11 protein-coding genes are annotated in these 19,739 nt (G+C 43.8%); 1 reads left to right on the top strand and 10 read right to left on the bottom strand.

Going from position 1 to position 19,739, the window contains the following annotated elements:
- Positions 1-310: 310 nt before the first annotated feature.
- Entirely contained in the window at positions 311-1,309 is a 999-nt protein-coding gene (locus B050_RS0101410) for an acyl-ACP desaturase (protein ID WP_018472082.1), read from the top strand.
- A 109-nt stretch (positions 1,310-1,418) separates the two neighbouring features.
- Here B050_RS0101410 and B050_RS0101405 read toward each other — a convergent pair whose 3' ends face one another.
- From B050_RS0101405 to B050_RS0101355, 10 genes are all read right to left on the bottom strand, one after another.
- Positions 1,419-1,673, bottom strand: a complete 255-nt coding sequence (locus tag B050_RS0101405) for a DUF4834 family protein (protein WP_018472081.1) — start codon at positions 1,671-1,673, stop codon at positions 1,419-1,421.
- A 23-nt stretch (positions 1,674-1,696) separates the two neighbouring features.
- The gene (gene carB / locus B050_RS0101400) at positions 1,697-4,516 is read right to left on the bottom strand and encodes a carbamoyl-phosphate synthase large subunit (RefSeq protein ID WP_018472080.1); all 2,820 of its coding nucleotides are present in this window, start codon (positions 4,514-4,516) and stop codon (positions 1,697-1,699) included.
- Positions 4,517-5,025: 509 nt separating this feature from the next.
- Positions 5,026-6,657, bottom strand: coding sequence for an LVIVD repeat-containing protein (locus B050_RS0101390; protein WP_026235530.1), 1,632 nt, complete (start codon positions 6,655-6,657; stop codon positions 5,026-5,028).
- 399 nt (positions 6,658-7,056) lie between these two features.
- The gene (lpdA, locus tag B050_RS0101385) at positions 7,057-8,457 is read right to left on the bottom strand and encodes a dihydrolipoyl dehydrogenase (RefSeq protein ID WP_018472077.1); all 1,401 of its coding nucleotides are present in this window, start codon (positions 8,455-8,457) and stop codon (positions 7,057-7,059) included.
- Between the two features lie 165 nt (positions 8,458-8,622).
- Positions 8,623-10,179 carry a 2-oxoglutarate dehydrogenase complex dihydrolipoyllysine-residue succinyltransferase gene (gene odhB, locus B050_RS0101380; RefSeq protein ID WP_018472076.1) on the bottom strand — a complete coding sequence of 519 codons (1,557 nt, stop codon included), beginning with the start codon at positions 10,177-10,179 and terminating at the stop codon, positions 8,623-8,625.
- A 115-nt stretch (positions 10,180-10,294) separates the two neighbouring features.
- Positions 10,295-13,084, bottom strand: a complete 2,790-nt coding sequence (locus B050_RS0101375; protein ID WP_018472075.1) for a 2-oxoglutarate dehydrogenase E1 component — start codon at positions 13,082-13,084, stop codon at positions 10,295-10,297.
- A 242-nt stretch (positions 13,085-13,326) separates the two neighbouring features.
- Positions 13,327-14,148 (bottom strand): NAD-dependent epimerase/dehydratase family protein, encoded by an 822-nt coding sequence (locus B050_RS0101370; RefSeq protein ID WP_018472074.1) that lies wholly within the window; start codon positions 14,146-14,148, stop codon positions 13,327-13,329.
- 600 nt (positions 14,149-14,748) lie between these two features.
- Positions 14,749-15,378 carry a sterol desaturase family protein gene (locus B050_RS0101365; protein WP_018472073.1) on the bottom strand — a complete coding sequence of 210 codons (630 nt, stop codon included), beginning with the start codon at positions 15,376-15,378 and terminating at the stop codon, positions 14,749-14,751.
- Positions 15,379-15,532: 154 nt separating this feature from the next.
- On the bottom strand, positions 15,533-16,672 hold the full coding sequence (gene bshA / locus B050_RS0101360; RefSeq protein ID WP_018472072.1) for an N-acetyl-alpha-D-glucosaminyl L-malate synthase BshA: 1,140 nt from the start codon (positions 16,670-16,672) through the stop codon (positions 15,533-15,535).
- An 88-nt stretch (positions 16,673-16,760) separates the two neighbouring features.
- Positions 16,761-19,727 (bottom strand): glycoside hydrolase family 3 N-terminal domain-containing protein, encoded by a 2,967-nt coding sequence (locus B050_RS0101355; RefSeq protein WP_018472071.1) that lies wholly within the window; start codon positions 19,725-19,727, stop codon positions 16,761-16,763.
- Positions 19,728-19,739: the final 12 nt, after the last annotated feature.

Here is a 19,739-nt window from a genome sequence, read left to right as displayed (position 1 = left end):
AGCCAAATAATGCTTGCCCTTAAAGAAGTTATTATAGTCAATGTGGAATATTCTGTTGTAATATAAGCGTACAAGTCCCCAACGTTTTTCTCTTTTCTTTTGTTAAGGAGGGGAGAGGGATTCCGGTGAAGATGGATTTTTCATCGGTTGGAAAGGAAAATATCAGTTAGGGATTGGCTGGTTGCTGAGCAACTTCCAATAGTTTAATTCGTTTCCTTATAATACCACGCTTCCTGAAAGCCGATGCCGAGGAAGAAATTTGTGTTGCAGGTGTAGGCTTTAATTTTGCACTTAAGACTTATTGAAAATTATGAAAGATACATCCATTAATTATGAATTGGAAAAAAACCTAGAGGTCATCAATCAGATAGATGACTTGGTAGGTGAGACAGTAGATAATGTGTTGGTAGATCCTGATGAATGCTGGCAGCCAACGGACTTTCTACCTATTATGGGAGATCCAGGAGCTTTTGACGAGGTGAAATTGCTTCAAGAAAGAGCCGCAGGTATTCCTGATACCATCATCACTTCATTGATCGGTAATATGATCACTGAGGAAGCACTTCCCAGTTATCAGACTTACTTCAACCTGCTGGAGGGGGTAAACCCTGACGGTAGCCTTACCAGTGAGAGAGGTTGGGTACGCTGGTCCAAAGCTTGGACTGCCGAGGAAAATCGTCACGGAGACTTACTCAATAAATACCTCTACCTTTCGGGCAGAGCAGATATGAAAAAAGTGGAGCAGACCATCCATAGATTGATCTATAATGGCTTTGATCCCAAATCAGATAAAGATCCTTATCAAGCGATCATTTATACCTCCTTCCAGGAGAGAGCGACCAAAGTGAGTCATGTGAATACAGGTAAACTAGCCGACAAAGCTGGAGATATAGTATTGGCAAGAATTTGTAAGACTATCGCCGGTGACGAAGCTCGTCACGAAAAGGCATATAAGTCTTTCATGTCAAGAATCCTTGAAATTGACCCTAATGGTGGCGTGCTCGCTTTTGAGAAAATGATGAGGAAGCAGATCGTAATGCCAGCAGTGCTTATGGCTGAGGGTGGCAAGAACCCAACGCTTTTTGATCAATTCTCTGCCATCACCCAAAAAATCGGCGTTTACACCGGCTGGGATTATGCCCGAATTATAGACCATTTGGTAAAACTGTGGGATATTGAAAATATTACAGGATTAGATGGTGCAGCTGCCAAAGCTCAAGAATACCTTGCAGGATTATCTTCCAGGTATATGAGATTAGCGGATCGTATGAAAACTCCTGACGAAATTAGCCTTGCCTGGCTCAAATAAATCAGGCATTGCTTATTCATATAAATAAAAAAAAGGAACATTGAAAAATGTTCCTTTTTTTTATGCTATTACTAAGGTGTGGACCTTAGCTTATTTGGTGTTTTGAGGGCTATTCTTTCACTTCTTCATAGTCAACATAGTCCCCGCCTTTGATGTCCTTAGTCCTTCTTTCTTGATAGGTCTTAGGAATGAAGTCCACATGAACTTCACCCTCCTCCTGAGGTTTTCTGGAGGCACGTTGTTCTTCTTCCGCTGCTTTTTTGACCTGTTGGGCAAATTTGGCAACTTTAGATCTAAGGAAGTATCGGATAAGCTGGCCCAATAGCCAGCCTACTCCGAGAATTACGATCAGAAATTTTAACAAAACACTTCTATTTTAGTTTTACTTTATCTACTTAAGTAAAGGTTACGCTCTGAATATATCTTCAGAAAATAATCATCCAATAAATCATCAATGAAGTATATCGCCTCACCGGTGGATTTCATCTCAGGCCCAAGCTCTTTGTTTACATTTGGGAACTTGTGGAATGAGAATATTGGCTCCTTAATCGCATACCCTTTTTTGACAGGCTTGAAGTCAAAGTCAGTGACTTTGTTTTCACCCAACATCACTTTAACGGCGTAGTTTACGTAAGGTTCCTGATAGGCTTTACAAATAAATGGTACCGTACGAGAAGCCCTTGGATTGGCCTCGATGATGTACACCTTATCGTCTTTGATGGCAAACTGAATATTGATCAGGCCAACGGTTTTCAAGGCTAGAGCAATCTTCTCTGTATAAGTTTCAATCTGTCTGATCACCAGGTCTCCCAAATTATAAGGAGGAAGGACCGCATAAGAGTCGCCTGAGTGAATTCCGGCAGGCTCAATATGCTGCATGATACCGATGATATATACGTTCTCGCCATCGCAGATCGCGTCAGCCTCAGCTTCTATGGCCCCTTCAAGGAAGTGATCCAAGAGGATCTCATTGTCAGGAATGTCTTTCAACACTTCCACCACATGCTGCTCCAGTTCTTTTTCGTTGATGACAATCTTCATTCCCTGGCCACCCAATACATAGGAAGGACGTACCAATAAAGGGAATCCAAGTTTTTTGCACAGTTCCAAAGCTTCATCAGTGGAGTGTACCGTTCCGAATTCAGGATAAGGAACATCATTTTCCTTTAGCAAATTGGAGAATTCACCTCTGTCCTCGGCAAGGTCTAGGGCTTCATAACTAGTGCCTAGAATTTTGATTCCATACTTTTCTAGTTTTTCAGCTAGCTTCAAGGCCGTTTGGCCACCAAGCTGAACGATCACCCCATAAGGTTTCTCGTGAAGAATGATCTCGTAGATATGCTCCCAGAATACAGGCTCAAAGTAGAGCTTATCCGCAATGTCAAAATCAGTGGACACCGTCTCAGGGTTACAGTTGATCATGATGGTCTCGTAGCCACATTCTTTGGCAGCAAGTACACCATGCACGCAAGAATAATCAAATTCGATGCCTTGGCCAATTCGGTTAGGCCCGGAACCAAGCACGATCACCTTCTTACGATCAGAAGCAATCGACTCATTCTCATCACCAAAGGTAGAGTAGAAATAAGGGGTTTGTGCATCAAATTCTGCAGCACAGGTATCCACAAGTTTGTAGATACGCTTGATCCCCATTTCTTCACGACGCTTATGGAAGACTTCGCTTTCTAGGCATCCCAAAAGATGGGCGATCTGGCGGTCAGCATATCCTTTATGCTTAGCCGTCATCATCAGCTCCTTAGGGATGTTGTCTAATGTATATTTGTCAAGCTTAACATCGAGCTGAACTAACTCGTCAATCTGCTTCAAGAACCACTTATCGATCTTGGTGAGGTCATGAATCGTTCGGAAGGATATACCTAGCTTGAAGGCGTCATAGATATGGAAAAGTCTATTCCAGCTTGGGTTTTTCAGGCTGTATAGGATCTCTTCTTGATTTTTAAGCTCTTTTCCGTCAGCGCCGAGTCCATTTCGTTTGATTTCCAGTGACTGACACGCTTTCTGTAATGCTTCCTGGAAGTTTCTTCCGATTCCCATTACTTCTCCCACGGCCTTCATAGACAATCCTAATCGGCGGTCAGAGCCTTTGAATTTGTCAAAGTTCCATCTAGGGATTTTTACAATTACATAATCGATAGCTGGCTCAAAGAAGGCGGAAGTAGTTCCTGTGATGGAGTTTTGAAGCTCATCAAGGTTATAGCCGATGGCTAGTTTCGCAGCCACTTTAGCAATAGGATAACCTGTAGCTTTGGAGGCCAGGGCAGAGGATCTGGATACCCGCGGGTTGATCTCAATACCTATTATCGTTTGGTTATCTGGAGATACCGAGAACTGTACATTACATCCACCAGCGAAGTTACCAATGCCATTCATCATTTTGATGGCCTGATTTCTCATTTCCTGATAGACAGTATCTGGAAGAGTCATTGCAGGAGCCACCGTGATGGAGTCACCTGTATGTACTCCCATAGGGTCAAAGTTCTCAATAGAACAAATGACGATCATATTTCCTATGGAATCTCTCAGAACTTCTAGTTCGTATTCCTTCCAACCTAAAATACTCTGTTCGATCAATACTTCGTGAGTAGGAGAGGCTTTCAGACCATTCATAAGGGCCTTTTCGAATTCTTCCTCTTTTTCTACAAAGCCTCCACCAGTACCACCTAGGGTATAAGAAGGGCGAATGACTAAGGGGAAGCCGATGTCCTGAGCGATTTCCTTGCCTTGCAGGAAGCTGGTAGCGGTCTTACCGATACATACTCCTACGTTCAGCTCTTCCATCAGGGCTTTAAATTTTTCCCTGTTTTCAGCAGTTTCGATGGCATCAATGTCCACTCCGATCATCCGTACATTGTACTTGGCCCAGATTCCGGCTTGATCTGCTTCGATCGCTAAGTTCAAGGCGGTCTGTCCTCCCATAGTAGGAAGGACACAGTCAATGTCAGGGTGCTCCTCAAGAATTTTTATAATCGATTTTTTCTCCAATGGAAGCAGGTAAACATTGTCCGCTGTAACAGGATCAGTCATGATCGTGGCAGGATTAGAGTTGATCAGGGTGACGATGATCCCCTCTTCTCTTAAGGACCTGGCGGCTTGGGAGCCGGCATAATCAAACTCGCAGGCTTGACCAATTACGATCGGACCACTTCCGATTATCAGTACATGTTTAATGCTTTTGTCTTTAGGCATGCTATGAGAGGTTTGGATAAGTTTTTTACTTATGGCTAAATTGGTGCAAAATTAAGTAAAATATTGAAAGTAGCGGGTATAATTGCAAAAAACATTGTTCTTCGCCTACTTCTTAAATGTAAAGGAGGGAGGCATTCAGCTTCTGATCAATTAAATTGTTTCCAGCATTTTATGGGTCTATTTACCTTATAAGGTACTATTGTCCCTCCATATAGTTGTTGCTTCCCCCGGCTTGACTCCTTTAATGACACTGTTTTTTAACGCAAAAAAGAATAAGCCTTTTTGAACTTTAGCCCCTAATTTAAGGAATATTCTACCAATTGTCATCGATTATTGCGGATTAGAAGGAGGAAACTGCCTCATGCTGCCGGATGGATATTCCCCGCTGAGCTATGGAACTTTGAGGGCCATGTGAATAACATATAAATACCCAAATGATATTCGCTTAAAAATAAAAAAGGCTGCCCTTCTAAGAAAGGCAGCCTTTGGCTTTGAATCAAGTTGATTCCTTATTTTTTGACGTTTCCTTCAGTGTCAGTATAATCTCCTGTGATGGAAGATCCAGCGTTTTGGTAAACGTTACCATATACCGTTAGAGAGTTTCCTGCTCCAGAGAATTGTAGGGTGGCGCCACTGTTTAGTACCAGGTTACCGTAGATTACCATGCTTCCTTCGATGATCATAGTGTCGTTGATATTAAGACCTGATTCTTTTTTGTATTGCCCTACTACGATGGATCCCTTCATATTGAAAGTACCACCTGAGTTTACGTTTGCCCATTCTTTCACGGCCAATGAACCACAATAAGTGAAGTCATCATTAATATTAAGTCCGTTTACAGATAGGGAACCAGAGTATCCTTGTGGCTCACCAGAATTCACGTTTAACCAAGCGCTACCTTTGTACTGAGGAAGGTCTTCACAAGCGATACTGCTCTCATCAGCCAGGTTCAACTTAAGGATCTGTAATCCTTCTAGTCCTGAGGCTACGAATAAGTATTCGTTGTTTGCTTTTACAAAGTTAGAAGATCCTAGTAGATCTAATACACCCATGGTAGAAGCCAGGGCAGCATCGCCAAATTCGGCTACACTTACACCTGCAGAGCCATTGGCCATGAATAAGTGAGTGCTGTTTGAACTTACAGCATTAGTTACGATCTCTATTGGATCGATTCCTTCTGTTAGAACAGGGATTTCGATAGTGCCTACCATGCTTCCATCAGTCGTATTGTATAAGCCAGCTCCGCGAGGACCTTCAGATACGATAAGGGTGGTTCCGTGGATATCCATGGTTCTCTTAGACTGCTCATAATCGTCGCCGATCGTGATAGAATACGCTTCTGTCAAGTCAGATCCAGTGAATTTAACTACACCTTGCTGAGCATCCAAAACGTAAATTCCGTTGCCATCCACAGTGATTCCTATTGCTTCAGGAAATTCCTGTAGCTTCACTTGTGTATTGGAGCTTCCTTCGATTACCGTTACGGCACCGTCTGCACCAGAGGCAGTGATGGCATAACCATTAGCGTATGTCACGTCCATGCCGGCATTTCCTAAGATGGAAGTGAAAGTAAAGTCAGAGGTGAATTTTCCACCGCTTGTAGATACAGTAATCAAATTGGCAGGTGATTCTACTCCGTAGTCATCGTAGATATCCACTGCAGAGGCGATATAAAGTTTGCCGTCTGCATACTTTACTGCATTAAGGTCAGCGCCTGTGAAGATGGCTTGACTAGTGATCACTGGGGATAATACATTACTGATGTCAAAGATGTCTATCGCACCTAGGTATTTCTCTCCGCGAGTGTTATAGGTAACATAGGCATAGTTTCCATCGATGTCTACGTGAGTGGCCTGAAGCGTATTTCCTTCAAATACCGGTGCGGCCGCCTGAGCGATTAGCTCCAATGGAAGATTTACTGCTTCCTCGAGTTCAGTACCTACTTTACTACGAGCGTCAGCCTGGCTGGCAGAGGAAATGCCCACTACGCCTGATGTCTCTTTAGATAGCCTGGTGCTTAAGCTTTGAGAATCGGTATTTAATACTATATTTTCGTCCCCAGTTCCGGGAGCATTATCTCTTTCGCAAGAAAATAACATTGTGGCAGATAAGCCTGCAAATAATAACCATTTAGCTTTCATACTAGTGGGAGTTACGTGTGTATTAATGGTGTTATAGTGTTTATAAATGCAAAGGTATATATTTTTATATATTCCTTCCTATAAAATTATATTCTTTTTTTATCAAGAATACTGGCATTCAATATGTTTATATACTATTTGAACGAAAGAATCAGAATTATGTTTCGATTTTTTTATGGTACAATTCTAAGTAAATACTACATTAAACAATTGTTTTAATTTAGCTAGATATTATTCCAAGTTAAAAATTGTACATTTCCTATAAACCATATGATTCCTTAATAGGCTAAAAACACAAGATGCTTTTTTATGTGTTTGAATGATTAAAAAAATGAAATAAAAAAAGCAGAGCCTTGCGAGCTCTGCTTTTTGAATAGGTAATTTCTACTATTTATGAATTTATATATGGATCGCCCGGTTATCGGTGGCGGCCATACATGCTTCTTTGAAAGCTTCTGTATAGGTAGGGTGCGCATGGGACATTCTAGAGATATCCTCTGCGGAGGCTCTGTATTCCATCGCCACCACTGCTTCGGCAATCATATCTGCTGTACGTGGTCCGATCATATGCACGCCTAGAATCTCGTCCGTCTCTGCATCTGCTAGGACTTTTACCAAACCATCCGTATCCATAGATGCCCGAGCTCTGCCCGAAGCCATGAATGGGAATTTGCCTGCCTTGTATTTTATGCCCTTTTCTTTGAGCTGCTCTTCTGTATAGCCGACAGCAGCCACTTCTGGCCAGGTATAAACCACGCCAGGGATAAGATTATAATTAATATGTGGTTTCTGTCCAGCAAGCTGCTCCACTACCAATATCCCCTCTTCCTCCGCTTTGTGCGCGAGCATTGCTCCCTTGATCACATCGCCGATCGCAAAGATATTATCTGTAGAGGTTTTGAGGTGCTCATCCACTTCCACTTGCCCGCGATCGTTGATCTTCACGCCAGCTGCTTCAGCATTGAGTCCTTCTGTATAAGGCTTTCTGCCTATCGATACCAAGACATAGTCGCCTTTGATCTCTACAGACTCACCTTTGCTGTTTTCTGCCGTCACTGTCACTTCCTTACCGGCATTCTTCACCCCAGTGACTTTATGTTTTAAGAAAAACTCAAAGCCAAGTTTCTTCAGTGACTTCTGAAGTTCCTTGCCCATGGTCTTGTCCATAGAAGGGATCAAGGAGTCCATATATTCCACCACAGACACCTTAGCCCCCATACGAGCATATACCGATCCCAGCTCCATACCGATGACCCCACCGCCTATGACGATGAAGTGTTTTGGTATTTCAGTTAGTTTCAGAGCTTCCGTGGATGTTATTATTCTGTCTTTGTCAATTTCAATGAATGGTAGGCTACTCGGTTTTGACCCCGTAGCGATGATAATATTCTTACCCGTAATCTCCTCAGACTTCCCATCATCTTTGGTGACCTTTACGGTGTTCTTATCCACAAATGAGCCTACTCCCTGATGAACGTCGATTTTATTCTTCTTCATCAGATAGGAGATGCCATCGACATTTTGCTTGACCACATCTTCTTTTCTAGAGATCATCTGCTTGAGATCCACTTTGAGCTCCTTCAGGTTTATCCCGTGGGTTTCGAAAGTGTGAGCAGCATTATAATAATGCTCCGTAGAATCCAATAGCGCTTTGGAAGGGATACAGCCTACATTAAGGCAGGTGCCACCTAGCCTTGGGTATTTTTCGATTATGGCCGTTTTCATGCCTAACTGAGCGCCTCTGATTGCCGCTACATATCCTCCTGGCCCGGATCCAATTACGATTAAGTCGTATTTCATTTTTTGTGGTTTTAATTTTTGTACAAGGAGCCATCTGACCGGCTCCTTGCTAATTAAATTACGGTGTTGAGTAGGACGCTTCCCAATATGCCGCTGCTCGCTCTCTTCTTCCTCTTCCCCAATACTGCAATAGTATAGAAAATGGCATATTTAGGATAGCAAAGATTATACTCCTAGAAGTAATCTTGCAGGGTCTTCCAGTAATTGCTTCACTCTTACCAGGAAGCTTACAGACTCACGTCCATCGATGATTCTGTGATCATATGATAGTGCGATATACATCATTGGTAAGATTTTCACTTCACCATTTACCGCCATAGGTCGCTCTACTATATTGTGCATCCCAAGGATGGCCGATTGGGGCTGGTTGATGATAGGAGTGGACATCATAGATCCAAATATCCCACCATTGGTGAGGGTGAAGGTTCCTCCCGTCATTTCCTCAATGGTCAGCTTACCATCTCTGGCTTTGGTAGCAAGTCTTACCACTTCTTTTTCTACCTGATCAAAAGAAAGTTTCTCCGCATTACGGATTACCGGCACCACCAAACCTTTAGGAGCGGATACGGCGATAGAGATATCACAGAAGTCGTGATAGATGATCTCGGTGCCATCAATTTGGGCATTTACAGAAGGCCACTCTTGAAGCGCCACGCAAACGGCCTTGGTGAAGAAGGACATAAAGCCAAGGTTGACATTATGTTTTTCCTTAAACATCTCCTTATACTGCTTCCGAAGGTCCATGATTGGCTTCATATTGACCTCATTGAAGGTCGTAAGCATAGCGGTTTCATTCTTCGCCGCTACCAGACGCTTGGAGATTGTTTTCCTTAGAGAGGACATTTTTTCTCTCTTGGTATTTCTATCTCCAGTCACAGCAGGTGCTTCTGCTGCAGCTGCCTTAGGGGCTGTTTTCTCTGCGGCAGGTTTTGCAGCTGGTTTTTGAGCTTTCTCGGCGTCTTCTTTGGTGATTCTGCCGTCTTTGCCAGTGCCTTTCACATCCTGAGCTTTGATTCCTTTTTCGGCAAGGATTTTTGCAGCCGCAGGAGAGGCATGGCCTTCAGCATAGGACCCCGATCCCTGGGTATCGCTACCGCTAGCCTCAGCACTGGAAGCCTCCTCGGAAGATTCTGCTGGTGCATCTCCATCCACAATTTCTATTTTGCAGATTAAACCGCCTATTTCCAGCGTGTCTCCTTCTTCTGCTACATGCCTTAGGATGCCTCGGGCTTCTGCGGGCAATTCGAAGGTGGCTTTATCAGAGTCCACCTCAGCGATGATTTCATCCAGCTCCACAAAATCCCCGTCTCCCTTTAGCCAGGTAGCCAGGTTTACTTCCGTGATGGATTCACCTACAGTGGGTACCACCATTTCTTTTACCTCACCGGTTTTGCCGGACTTGCTCTCAGAAGCGGGTTTGCTTTCTGTTTTCTTATCTTCAGTATTGTTTTTTTCACTTGCCTCTGGCTTGCTGTCACCAGCGGATGCTTTGGTGTCTATCTCGCAGATTACTTCCCCTATCTCCAGGGTGTCTCCGGCTTCTCCCTTTACGGTAAGGACGCCTGCTGCCTCAGCAGTAAGCTCAAAAGTCGCTTTGTCAGATTCTAATTCACAGATAACTTCGTCCATTTCAACGTAATCACCGGTGTTTTTAAACCATTGGCCTATGGTTACTTCAGTTATGGATTCCCCTACCGCGGGAACTTTGATTTCTAAACTCATGGCGTTTTGTTTTTCCCCCAAACCTAATGGCTTAAGGTTAATTTCTGATTATTGATTTATAATAATAAAATTTAACCCAAAACTGGCACCGAATAGTACATTCGGTGCCGGGGGATTACTTGATTCTTAATGCTTGATTAATGATGTTTTGCTGCTCTTCCTGGTGGACTTTGAAATAGCCCGTTGCTGGAGAAGCGCTGGCTTTTCTGGCGATCACATCCATAGGGAAGTCACGCAGCAATGCCCGCATCATAAAGGTCCAATAGCCCATGTTTTCTGGCTCTTCCTGTACCCATACCACTTCATTATTCTTCTTAAAGGATTTTACCGCTTCCACGATTTGCTTTTCAGGAAGTGGGTGAAGCTGCTCCACTCGTATGATGGCCACATCCTTAATCTTGTTTTTCTCACGTGCCTCAGCCAGATCATAATAGATCTTGCCAGAGCATAGCAATACGCGAGTCACGTCTTTTGCATTCACCTCCGTATCGGTAATGATCTCCCTGAATCGCCCTTGGGTAAATTCCTCCAAAGGAGAAACTACCTTCGGATGTCTAAGCAATGATTTAGGAGACATCACGATACATGGTTTTCTGAATTCCCAGGTCAACTGTCTTCTCAATAAGTGGAAGAAGTTGGAAGGTTCGGTGATATTTGATACCACCATATTGTATTCAGCAGATAGCTGAAGGAATCTTTCTGGTCGGGCGTTGGAGTGCTCAGGGCCTTGGCCCTCATAGCCATGGGGCAGGAGCATTACCAAGCCGTTCATTTTTTGCCATTTGGATTCTCCAGAGCTTATGAATTGGTCAATCATAGTCTGGGCACCGTTGGCGAAGTCACCAAACTGGGCTTCCCATATGGTTAGGGAATCCGGATTGGCCATAGCATAGCCATATTCAAAACCCAATACCGCGTATTCGGATAGCAGGGAGTTATAGATATGGAACTGGCCTTTGCTTTCCTTCATCTCCTTCAGGGAGTTATAGGACTTATTAGTATTGGCATCGTGTAATACAGCATGACGGTGAGAGAAGGTGCCTCGGCGGCAATCCTGCCCTGTCAGACGAACTGTTTTTCCATCCAATAGCAATGATCCGTAAGCCAATAGCTCAGCTGCAGCCCAGTTTAGGGATTTTGAGCTGAAGAACATGTCCTTACGTTGCTTCATCTGCGCTTCGATCTGCTTGATAGGCTTGAAGCCTTTAGGAAGCGTGGTCAGCGCATTGGCCACTGTGGTGATGGAATCTTCCGAAATGAAGGTCTCTGGAGATTGGTCAAAATCCTCTGGTTTTGACTTTCTTAATTCTTTCCAGGCCTGCTCAAAAGGGGAAAAATTATAAGGTAAAGGTTTTTCTTTTACCATATTCAGACGGTCCTGCAAGAGCTGTCTGAACTCCTTGTCCATTTGCTTGGCAAGCTTTGCGTCCACATCCCCTCTTTCCTGAAGCTCCTTATTATAGATTTCTCTAGGATTAGGATGCTTGCTGATGAGGTTATAAAGATTTGGTTGGGTGAATTTTGGTTCATCGGACTCATTATGACCATGTCGTCTGTAGCAGACCATGTCCACGAAGATATCCTGATTGTATCGCTGTCTAAATTCGGCGGCAATTTTTGCTGCGAATACCACGGCTTCTGGATCATCTCCATTGACGTGAATTACCGGTGCATCGATAATTTTGGCGACGTCAGTACAGTAGATGGAGGATCTTGCATCATCAAAATCAGTAGTGAAGCCCACCTGGTTGTTGATTACAAAGTGGATCGTGCCCCCGGTATTATAACCTTTCAGGTTCGCCATCTGGGTCACCTCATAGACGATACCCTGGCCAGCAACAGCCGCATCCCCGTGGATGAGGATCGGTACCACCTTATCTTTATTGCCTTCGTACTGATGATCGATCTTGGCACGCACAAATCCCTCAACCACTGGATTTACAGCTTCCAGGTGTGATGGGTTTGGAGCAAGCTTCAAATTGATTTTCTTATTGGATGGCGTGCTGATCTCACTACTGAAACCCATATGGTATTTCACATCACCATCACCCATGGTAAGGTCAGGCTTGGCAGTACCTTCAAATTCTGAGAAAATCTGCTCATAGGTTTTGCCCATTACATTGGCTAGGACATTCAGCCTGCCGCGGTGGGCCATGCCGATCATCACTTCCTCCGCTCCTAAGTCCGCAGAATAGTTGATTACCGCATCCAAAAATGGAATGGTACTCTCACCACCTTCGAGTGAAAATCTCTTCTGCCCTAAATATTTGGTGTGAAGGAAGTTTTCGAAAACTACCGCTTCATTCAGTTTATATAAAATCCTCTTCTTTTCTTCATCCGGTGGATTGAAGGTAAGGGCTTCTTTTTCAATTTTCTCCTTGAGCCAATTCAGCATCTCCGGATCACGGATATACAAGAATTCGAATCCCATGGAGCCTTCATATATTTTCTTCAGTGAGTCAAGGATCTTGCTCAGCTTGGCATCGCCAATGGCTATTTCGTGTCCAGCCTGAAAAGTGGTGTCCAGATCAGCCTTGCTAAGACCAAAGTCTTCTAGGTCGATAAGTGCTTTTCTGTCTCTTCGTTCTCTTACAGGGTTGGTTTTTGACCGGAGGTGAGCACGAGAGCGGTAGGCGTGAATCAGCGCGCGTACCTTGATTTCTTTAGGAAGCTGCTCCATGTCCATGATGGTTCCCTTGGTTGCCAAGGCGCCATTCTGGGCAGGACTGGAAGTTGCCGTAGCTCCTCCTTCTGCGTCTTCACCATACTTGGTGATCGCAAAGTCAAAACCGTCGAAAAAGGTTTTCCAGCTTGGGTCTATAGATTCTGGGTCTTTTTTGTAGTCGTCATATAGCTCATCTATATAAGCTACATGGGCATTGGAAATGTATGAATATTTGTCCATGAGTTTTTTATTTCGCTTTGCAAATATATATCATTATGCATTTTTTATAAAACCGTATATTCGCATAAACAAATTAGTCTGATTTTCAATAAATTGGTAATTGTACCCTGAAATTATCTATGGTTTATGTTGATTAATACTTAATATAAATTTGGTTTTTGGTCGAATTTGAAAGGAGGTTTGGATTTCATCCCCTAATAAAACCCTTTTAAGTCAAAAAACTTTTTATAATAAAGAAATATTTATTTTGGCTCAACATAAGTAAAGTCCAAAGGGCTTTGATACAGAAACTCAAAACCCGTGGATAATATTGCCTCCGAATCGACTATTTTCCATGGAGACTGCTGATTCTCCTTATAAGTTCGTGGCGGAGCAAAACCTAGGTCTAATGCATTCTGCTCATATATTTCTCGCTTTGCGGGATGTGATGGACAGACTCCATTATATACTTTTTCCCAAAGACCTTTCTCTATAAGATGTGCGATCATACGGACTGCGTCAGCTTGGTGAATATAGTTGGCAGGTAACTGACCATCCACATTGTCTTTTCCTGAAAAATAACGTCCAGGAACTCTATCGACCCCAAGTAAGCCTCCAAATCGGATAATGCTGGTCTGGAAGACGGGAATATCCAAGAGAAGCTTTTCAGCCTGATACATGGTGATATTCCCCGTATTCTCTGCGTTCAAGGCAAAGTCCTCATTGATGCTTTGATTAGCATCGGGGTAGATGGAGGTGCTGCTGGTATAAATCACCTTATTAACTCCTGCCTGCTCCAGCAGAGATTTGAGGTATTTGATTTGCTCGGGATGAAAAGTGGCTGGATTACTTCGTCTTTTTGGAGGGATATTGATAATGACAAGCTCCGCTTCAAAAAGTCTGTTGAAGTCCCTGCCCACCGGATGGGGCTCAAGCCGAAATACGACATTATCAAGGCCCACCTCCAGCAATCGCTGATGCTTCTCATTAGAGGTGGTGCTTCCTAAGATGTGGTGACCCTGCTCTACCAGAGATCTTGCCAAGGGCAATCCCAGCCAACCAAGGCCTATAATACTTATTTTCATAACTTAAGATGTGAAATTACAAGATGCTGAAAAAACCATGTATAGGCCTAATCATTCATTAAATTCTTTCCTAAAATGAATTTAGACATAATCTTCAGAAATGACGAATTTGCCCTATATAGAAAAAACTTTGCAAATTGCCATTAAGTAGGGCCAAGGCATCATACGATAAATCCCATTAACCTTTCATAAGTATTTGCTTGGTGGATAGGTGAAGGTATCCTTCCACTTTAATGACTTTGTTTCTATAAAACTAGCTATTAATTGGTCCCATTTGGATCGAATGTATAATAGAAAAAGTTAGACGGAGAAGTATGAGAACCCCTTGGGGTGGAAGAAGTCCTAATTATATTCTTTGTTATCAACATATAACCTCATGGAGGTCTTTCCTGAAGCATCGCTGAGCCATTTAATTTTTAGATTTCATTGTATCCATCCTCTTTAATGGTTTTGTATTTATAGAACTGGCTATTTATCATTGATAAAATAGCTTGTTTATCGGATGGGATACCAAGCTTCAAAATATTAAAAATCAGGCTCCATTACACCACTAAAAATGGATAAAAAAAACCTTCTCTCTGAAGAAAGAAGGTTTAAAGATTATTTGTCTTTTTTAGGCATAGTACCCAAAATCACATCCCATAAAGGTGAGCTAACACCAAAGGCTACATCGGGGTCTTTATAATGGTGTATGGCATGGTTTACCCAAAGGACTTTCAGGAAGTTTTTGGGTGGCTGAAAAGCATGCACAATAAAGTGAACCCCTAAATACATGGCATATCCAATGAGAAATCCCGGGAGGAAAAACAATGCATAAGGCCCCATGATTAATGTAAATACAAAATAAAAGATGCATGCATATAGGCCACTGATAAATGGTGGCATGGCTAAGCGGTCTTTGTCTTTTGGATAATCGTGGTGCACCCCGTGTACAGAGTATTGCAGTTTGTCTTTAAAAGGAGTATTTGGGATCATGTGGAAGAAATGCTTGTGCATAAAATATTCCACAAATGTAAATACCAACCATCCTACCGCTACGAGCAGTAAGCCCGTCGCTAATGGAATAGTAGTGGTGGTCACTCCATAATAAAAAGAGACTATACCTATCACCATAAACATCACAATTGGAATGCTTATATGAGTTCTGGACATTTTTTCCAGGATGGGATTCTGGAACATATGTGCCGAGCCGTTATTATCGGGTTTATCCAGTCTTCCAATTTTTTTCATCCTATTCGTTTATTTTATTGAATTGTTTGTTAATTCCCTGTTTACCATGTTATTAGGTAAAGCGGTGCAGGGGGCTGCTTTGGAATTTCTCACAAATTTAACGGTTTGATTTCAAAAGGGCCTATACTTTATAGTAAATAATGATATAAATCATTTAATTCGCAAGTTCCCGTGTCTGGAGAATGGTTTTTCTATAAAAGTCCTCGTAGAGAGGGAGGATTTTTGAAACGTCAAACATTTTTGCTCGCTCCAAAGCTCTTTTTTTGAAGGCGGGAAGGTTTTCGTCTGCAAGGATGTGAAGGGCCTTGGTGGTCATATCCGGGATATCACCCACATTACAGGCATAGCCTGTTTCTCCATCGACATTTAGCTCAGGGATACCGCCGGCATTTGAGGACAGTACCGGGACCTCACAGGCCATGGCCTCCAGGGCGGCAAGTCCAAAGCTTTCTTTTTCGGAGGGGATCATAAATAAATCCGCTACAGACAGCACTTCCTCGACAGCGTCTAGTTTGCCAAGAAAGCGTGTGTCCTCACAGGTACCCAGCTCGCGGCAGAGTCTTTCCATTTTGTCCCGCTCAGGGCCATCGCCTACTAGCAATAGTTTAGCAGGGATTTTCTTTCGCACCTCATAAAATACCTTGATGACATCTTCTACTCTTTTTACCTTCCGGAAGTTGGAAGTATGGACGAGCAGTTTTTCGTCATTGGGGCATATAGCTTTTTTGAAATGCTCTTTTCTTTGTTTTTTGAAGCGATCCAGATCGATGAAGTTAGGGATCACTTGTATTTCTTTCTGAATATCGAATAGTTCGTAAGTAGCGTGTTTCAGGTCTTCGGATACAGCGGTTACGCCATCGGACTGGTTGATGCTGAAGGTGACCACAGGCTCGTAGCTGGGGTCTTTGCCTACCAAGGTGATGTCTGTACCGTGCAGTGTGGTGACCACGGGAATGGTGATCCCCTGTGTTTTGAGGATCTGCTTAGCCATATAAGCCGCAGAAGCATGGGGTATAGCATAGTGAACATGCAATACATCGAGTTTCTCAAATTTCACCACATTCACCATCTTGCTGGCCAGCGCCAGCTCGTAAGGTGCATGCTCAAATAAAGGATAACTCTTGATGGCTACTTCATGATAAAATAGATTTTCACTCAAAAAATCAAGTCGGGAAGGCTGCTTATACGTGATGAAATGAACCTGATGTCCTTCTTTGGCTAGGGCTTTGCCCAATTCGGTGGCCACTACACCACTCCCACCAAAGGTAGGATAACATATAATTCCAATTTTCATGATTTTCGAATTAAAAATCTTATTTTCTCAAATGTTGAAGCTATAACCTAACATAAGGAATTTTTGTTCATATCGCCCCAACTTTTAATCATTTTACCATCGACTGGTAGATGAGGTCGTGGATATCCGTCCTTACATTATCTCTCAGCAGTGAGTTGTTGCTGGCATTAGGATAAACTCTATTGGAAAGAAAAACATAAATGAGATCCTCCTCTGGATCAGCCCATACGGCAGTACCTGTAAATCCCGTATGGCCAAAACTCTTTTTGCTCGCCAATTTGCCCGCGGAGGCGCCTTTTCCCTTTTCTGGGTCGGGCTTATCCCAGCCCCAGCCACGACGACTTTCTTTGGATTGGCGCTTTGTAAATTCACTAACGGTGTTTTTGTCGATGAGGTTTACCCCGCCATAGCTTCCTCCCTGAAGCATCAGCTGCATCATCACGGCCATATCATGGGCGGTACCAAAGAGGCCTGCGTGGCCGGCCACTCCGCCGTACATCGCTGCCCCGGGATCATGGACATAGCCTCGGATGAGATCCTTGCGGAAGATCAGGTCATTTTCGGTAGGGGCGATACGGCCAGGCTCAAACTTCTCCAAAGGGTGGTAGATGAGAGAATAAATCCCCAATGGGCGATAAAAATTTTGCTCAAGGAATTCATTGAGGGGCTGATTCACGGACTTCTCGATCAAGCGGTGAAGAAGATACATCCCCACATCTGAATACTTATAATCGTATTTTTTTTTTCCAGCAGGCAAGCGCCTCAAATCAGAGGCCACCGTCCACTTCCAGACGCTATCCGGGAGGTAGTTGGCGCCATACATATGGCTGGAGATCTGCAGGTCATAGCCTTCAGATTTCTCTTTATGATAATAATAGGAATCCCAGTTGCCGGACTTGATGGTATTGGTATAATGAGGAATCCACGGTGCCAGGCCTGATTCGTGAGCCATGATATCTTTGATGAGAAGCCCTTCCTTATTGGTGCCTTTCAGCTCGGGCAGGTATTTCCCGATCGGCTCATTCATATCTACCAGTCCCCGGCTGGAGAGAAACATCATGGCTTGGGTGGTGGCCATGACCTTGGTGATGGAGGCCAGGTCATAAATGGTCTGCGTGGTCACAGGCTCTGTATTATTATAGTCTAGGTACCCATATGCCTTTTCAAAGATCACGTTACCGTTTTTGGCCACTAGGACCGTTGCTCCAGGAGTGGATTTTCGGCGGATTGCTGCGTTTACGATCTCATCAATGCCGTTTAGGCTTAGGCTATTCAGGCCTTCATTCTCTGGCTCAGCATATCCTAATCTGCCAATGGCTTCCAAAGAGATGGATTGGCCTGCGGGAAGCTTATCGCTGACCGTCGCCGGAAGGGCGCCATTTACAGGGCGTGCCCCAAAGATCACCTGTGGTGCCAGCTTCTCGGTATAGTCATTTTCTTCATAAGCAATGAGCAGGTTGGGCAGCTTGTCCATGTATTTGGCCGCATAGGCATTGCCAAATAAAACAGTGATGACATTATACTTTTCGCTTAGCTCCTGGAGGAAATACATGTCTGATTCTTTGATGCCAAATTTCCTTCGTGGACTATTGCTGACATCCATCACACCCACCACGATGGTATTATAATCTCTGAGGTTCTCCTCAAGGGCTTTATAGTTCTGGCTATTGCTATTTTGGTTTAATTTAAAATGCTTAAACTCCCCATATTTGTCCAGATATTCCCGGAAGGTCTCCCCATCATCCCCAATGGTGATGGAGGCCATTTTAAGCAAATCTTGATTTTTGATGGGTAGGAAATCGCCCTTATTGGAGACCAGGGTCATGGAGGCTGCATAGAGCCGTTCGATAAGCGCCTGAGTGTCGTAGGTCGTTAGTCGTTGGGTCAGTTTCTTGGTTTCCACTTTTTGGCTGTGGTTCAGCCCTGCCCAATATTTCGCTTTAAGGATTTTCCTGATGCGCAGGTCGATTTCCTCCTGGCTGATCTTGCCTTCGGCCACAGCCTGTAAGATCAATTTTTTGGAGCGAGGTACATCTTCTGCATAGAGCAATACATCATTGCCCGCCATCAGGGCAAGCAAGTCCACCTCTCCGGGAGGATGCAGGCTGCTGACTCCCTTCATATTCAGAGCATCTGTGAAGACTAGGCCTTGGAAGCCGAGGTCTTTCTTTAGAAGCTGATTGACCACATCAGGGCTCAGTGTGGTGGGCATGCCTGAGCTAGTCCCCAGGGAGGGGATATGCAGGTGTGCAACCATGACACTCATGAGGTCCTCCTGGATCAATTTCCGATAGGGGTATAAGTCAATGTTTTTGATCTGATCTGCGGAGTTATTGATGACGGGGGTGGTATAATGGGAGTCGGCATCGGTATCACCATGGCCGGGGAAGTGCTTAGCATTGGCCATAATCCCATGATCCTGCAGCCCCTTCATATAGGCCACGGACTTGCGGGTGACATTTTCCTTTTGTTCTCCAAAAGACCGATAGCCAATGACAGGGTTGTCAGGATTAGAATTGACATCCACCACTGGTGCAAAGTTGATATGCATTCCGAGGCTTTTGAATTGTCGGGCAATTTCAGTTCCCATTTCGTAGATCAGGTCTTCCTCTTGGATGGCGCCAAGGGTCATTTGCTTTGGGAATTTCATGACGGAGTCTAGCCGCATGCTTACGCCCCACTCTGCATCCATGGCGAGGAATAGAGGTACTTTGCTGATAGATTGGTAATAATTGGTGAGATTTCCCTGTCTTTTGGGGCCACCTTGAAAAAAGATCAGACCGCCAAGATTTTCATTTTTGATGAGATTAGCGATTTGTTGCTTATGGCTTGCGGTCTTATTAGAATAAGCAGCGACCATAAATAGCTGCCCAAGACGCTCCTCAAAAGTCATGGTATTAAAAACACTATCTACCCAGGCTAGCTGCGCCTCTGCATCCTGCGTGCGAAGTGGGTCCTTAGTAATGGCCTCACGATCAGAAGTAAATGAAAAAGATATGCCCCCACACAAAATTGCCCCAATGATCAGGGCAATACTCCAAACTTTTCGATTCATGCGATTGATTAA

The sequence above is a fragment of the Echinicola pacifica DSM 19836 genome (assembly GCF_000373245.1).
Lineage (GTDB): Bacteria > Bacteroidota > Bacteroidia > Cytophagales > Cyclobacteriaceae > Echinicola > Echinicola pacifica.
The sequence above is the reverse complement of the archived record's forward strand: the minus strand, read 5'-3'. Positions and strand labels throughout refer to the sequence as shown.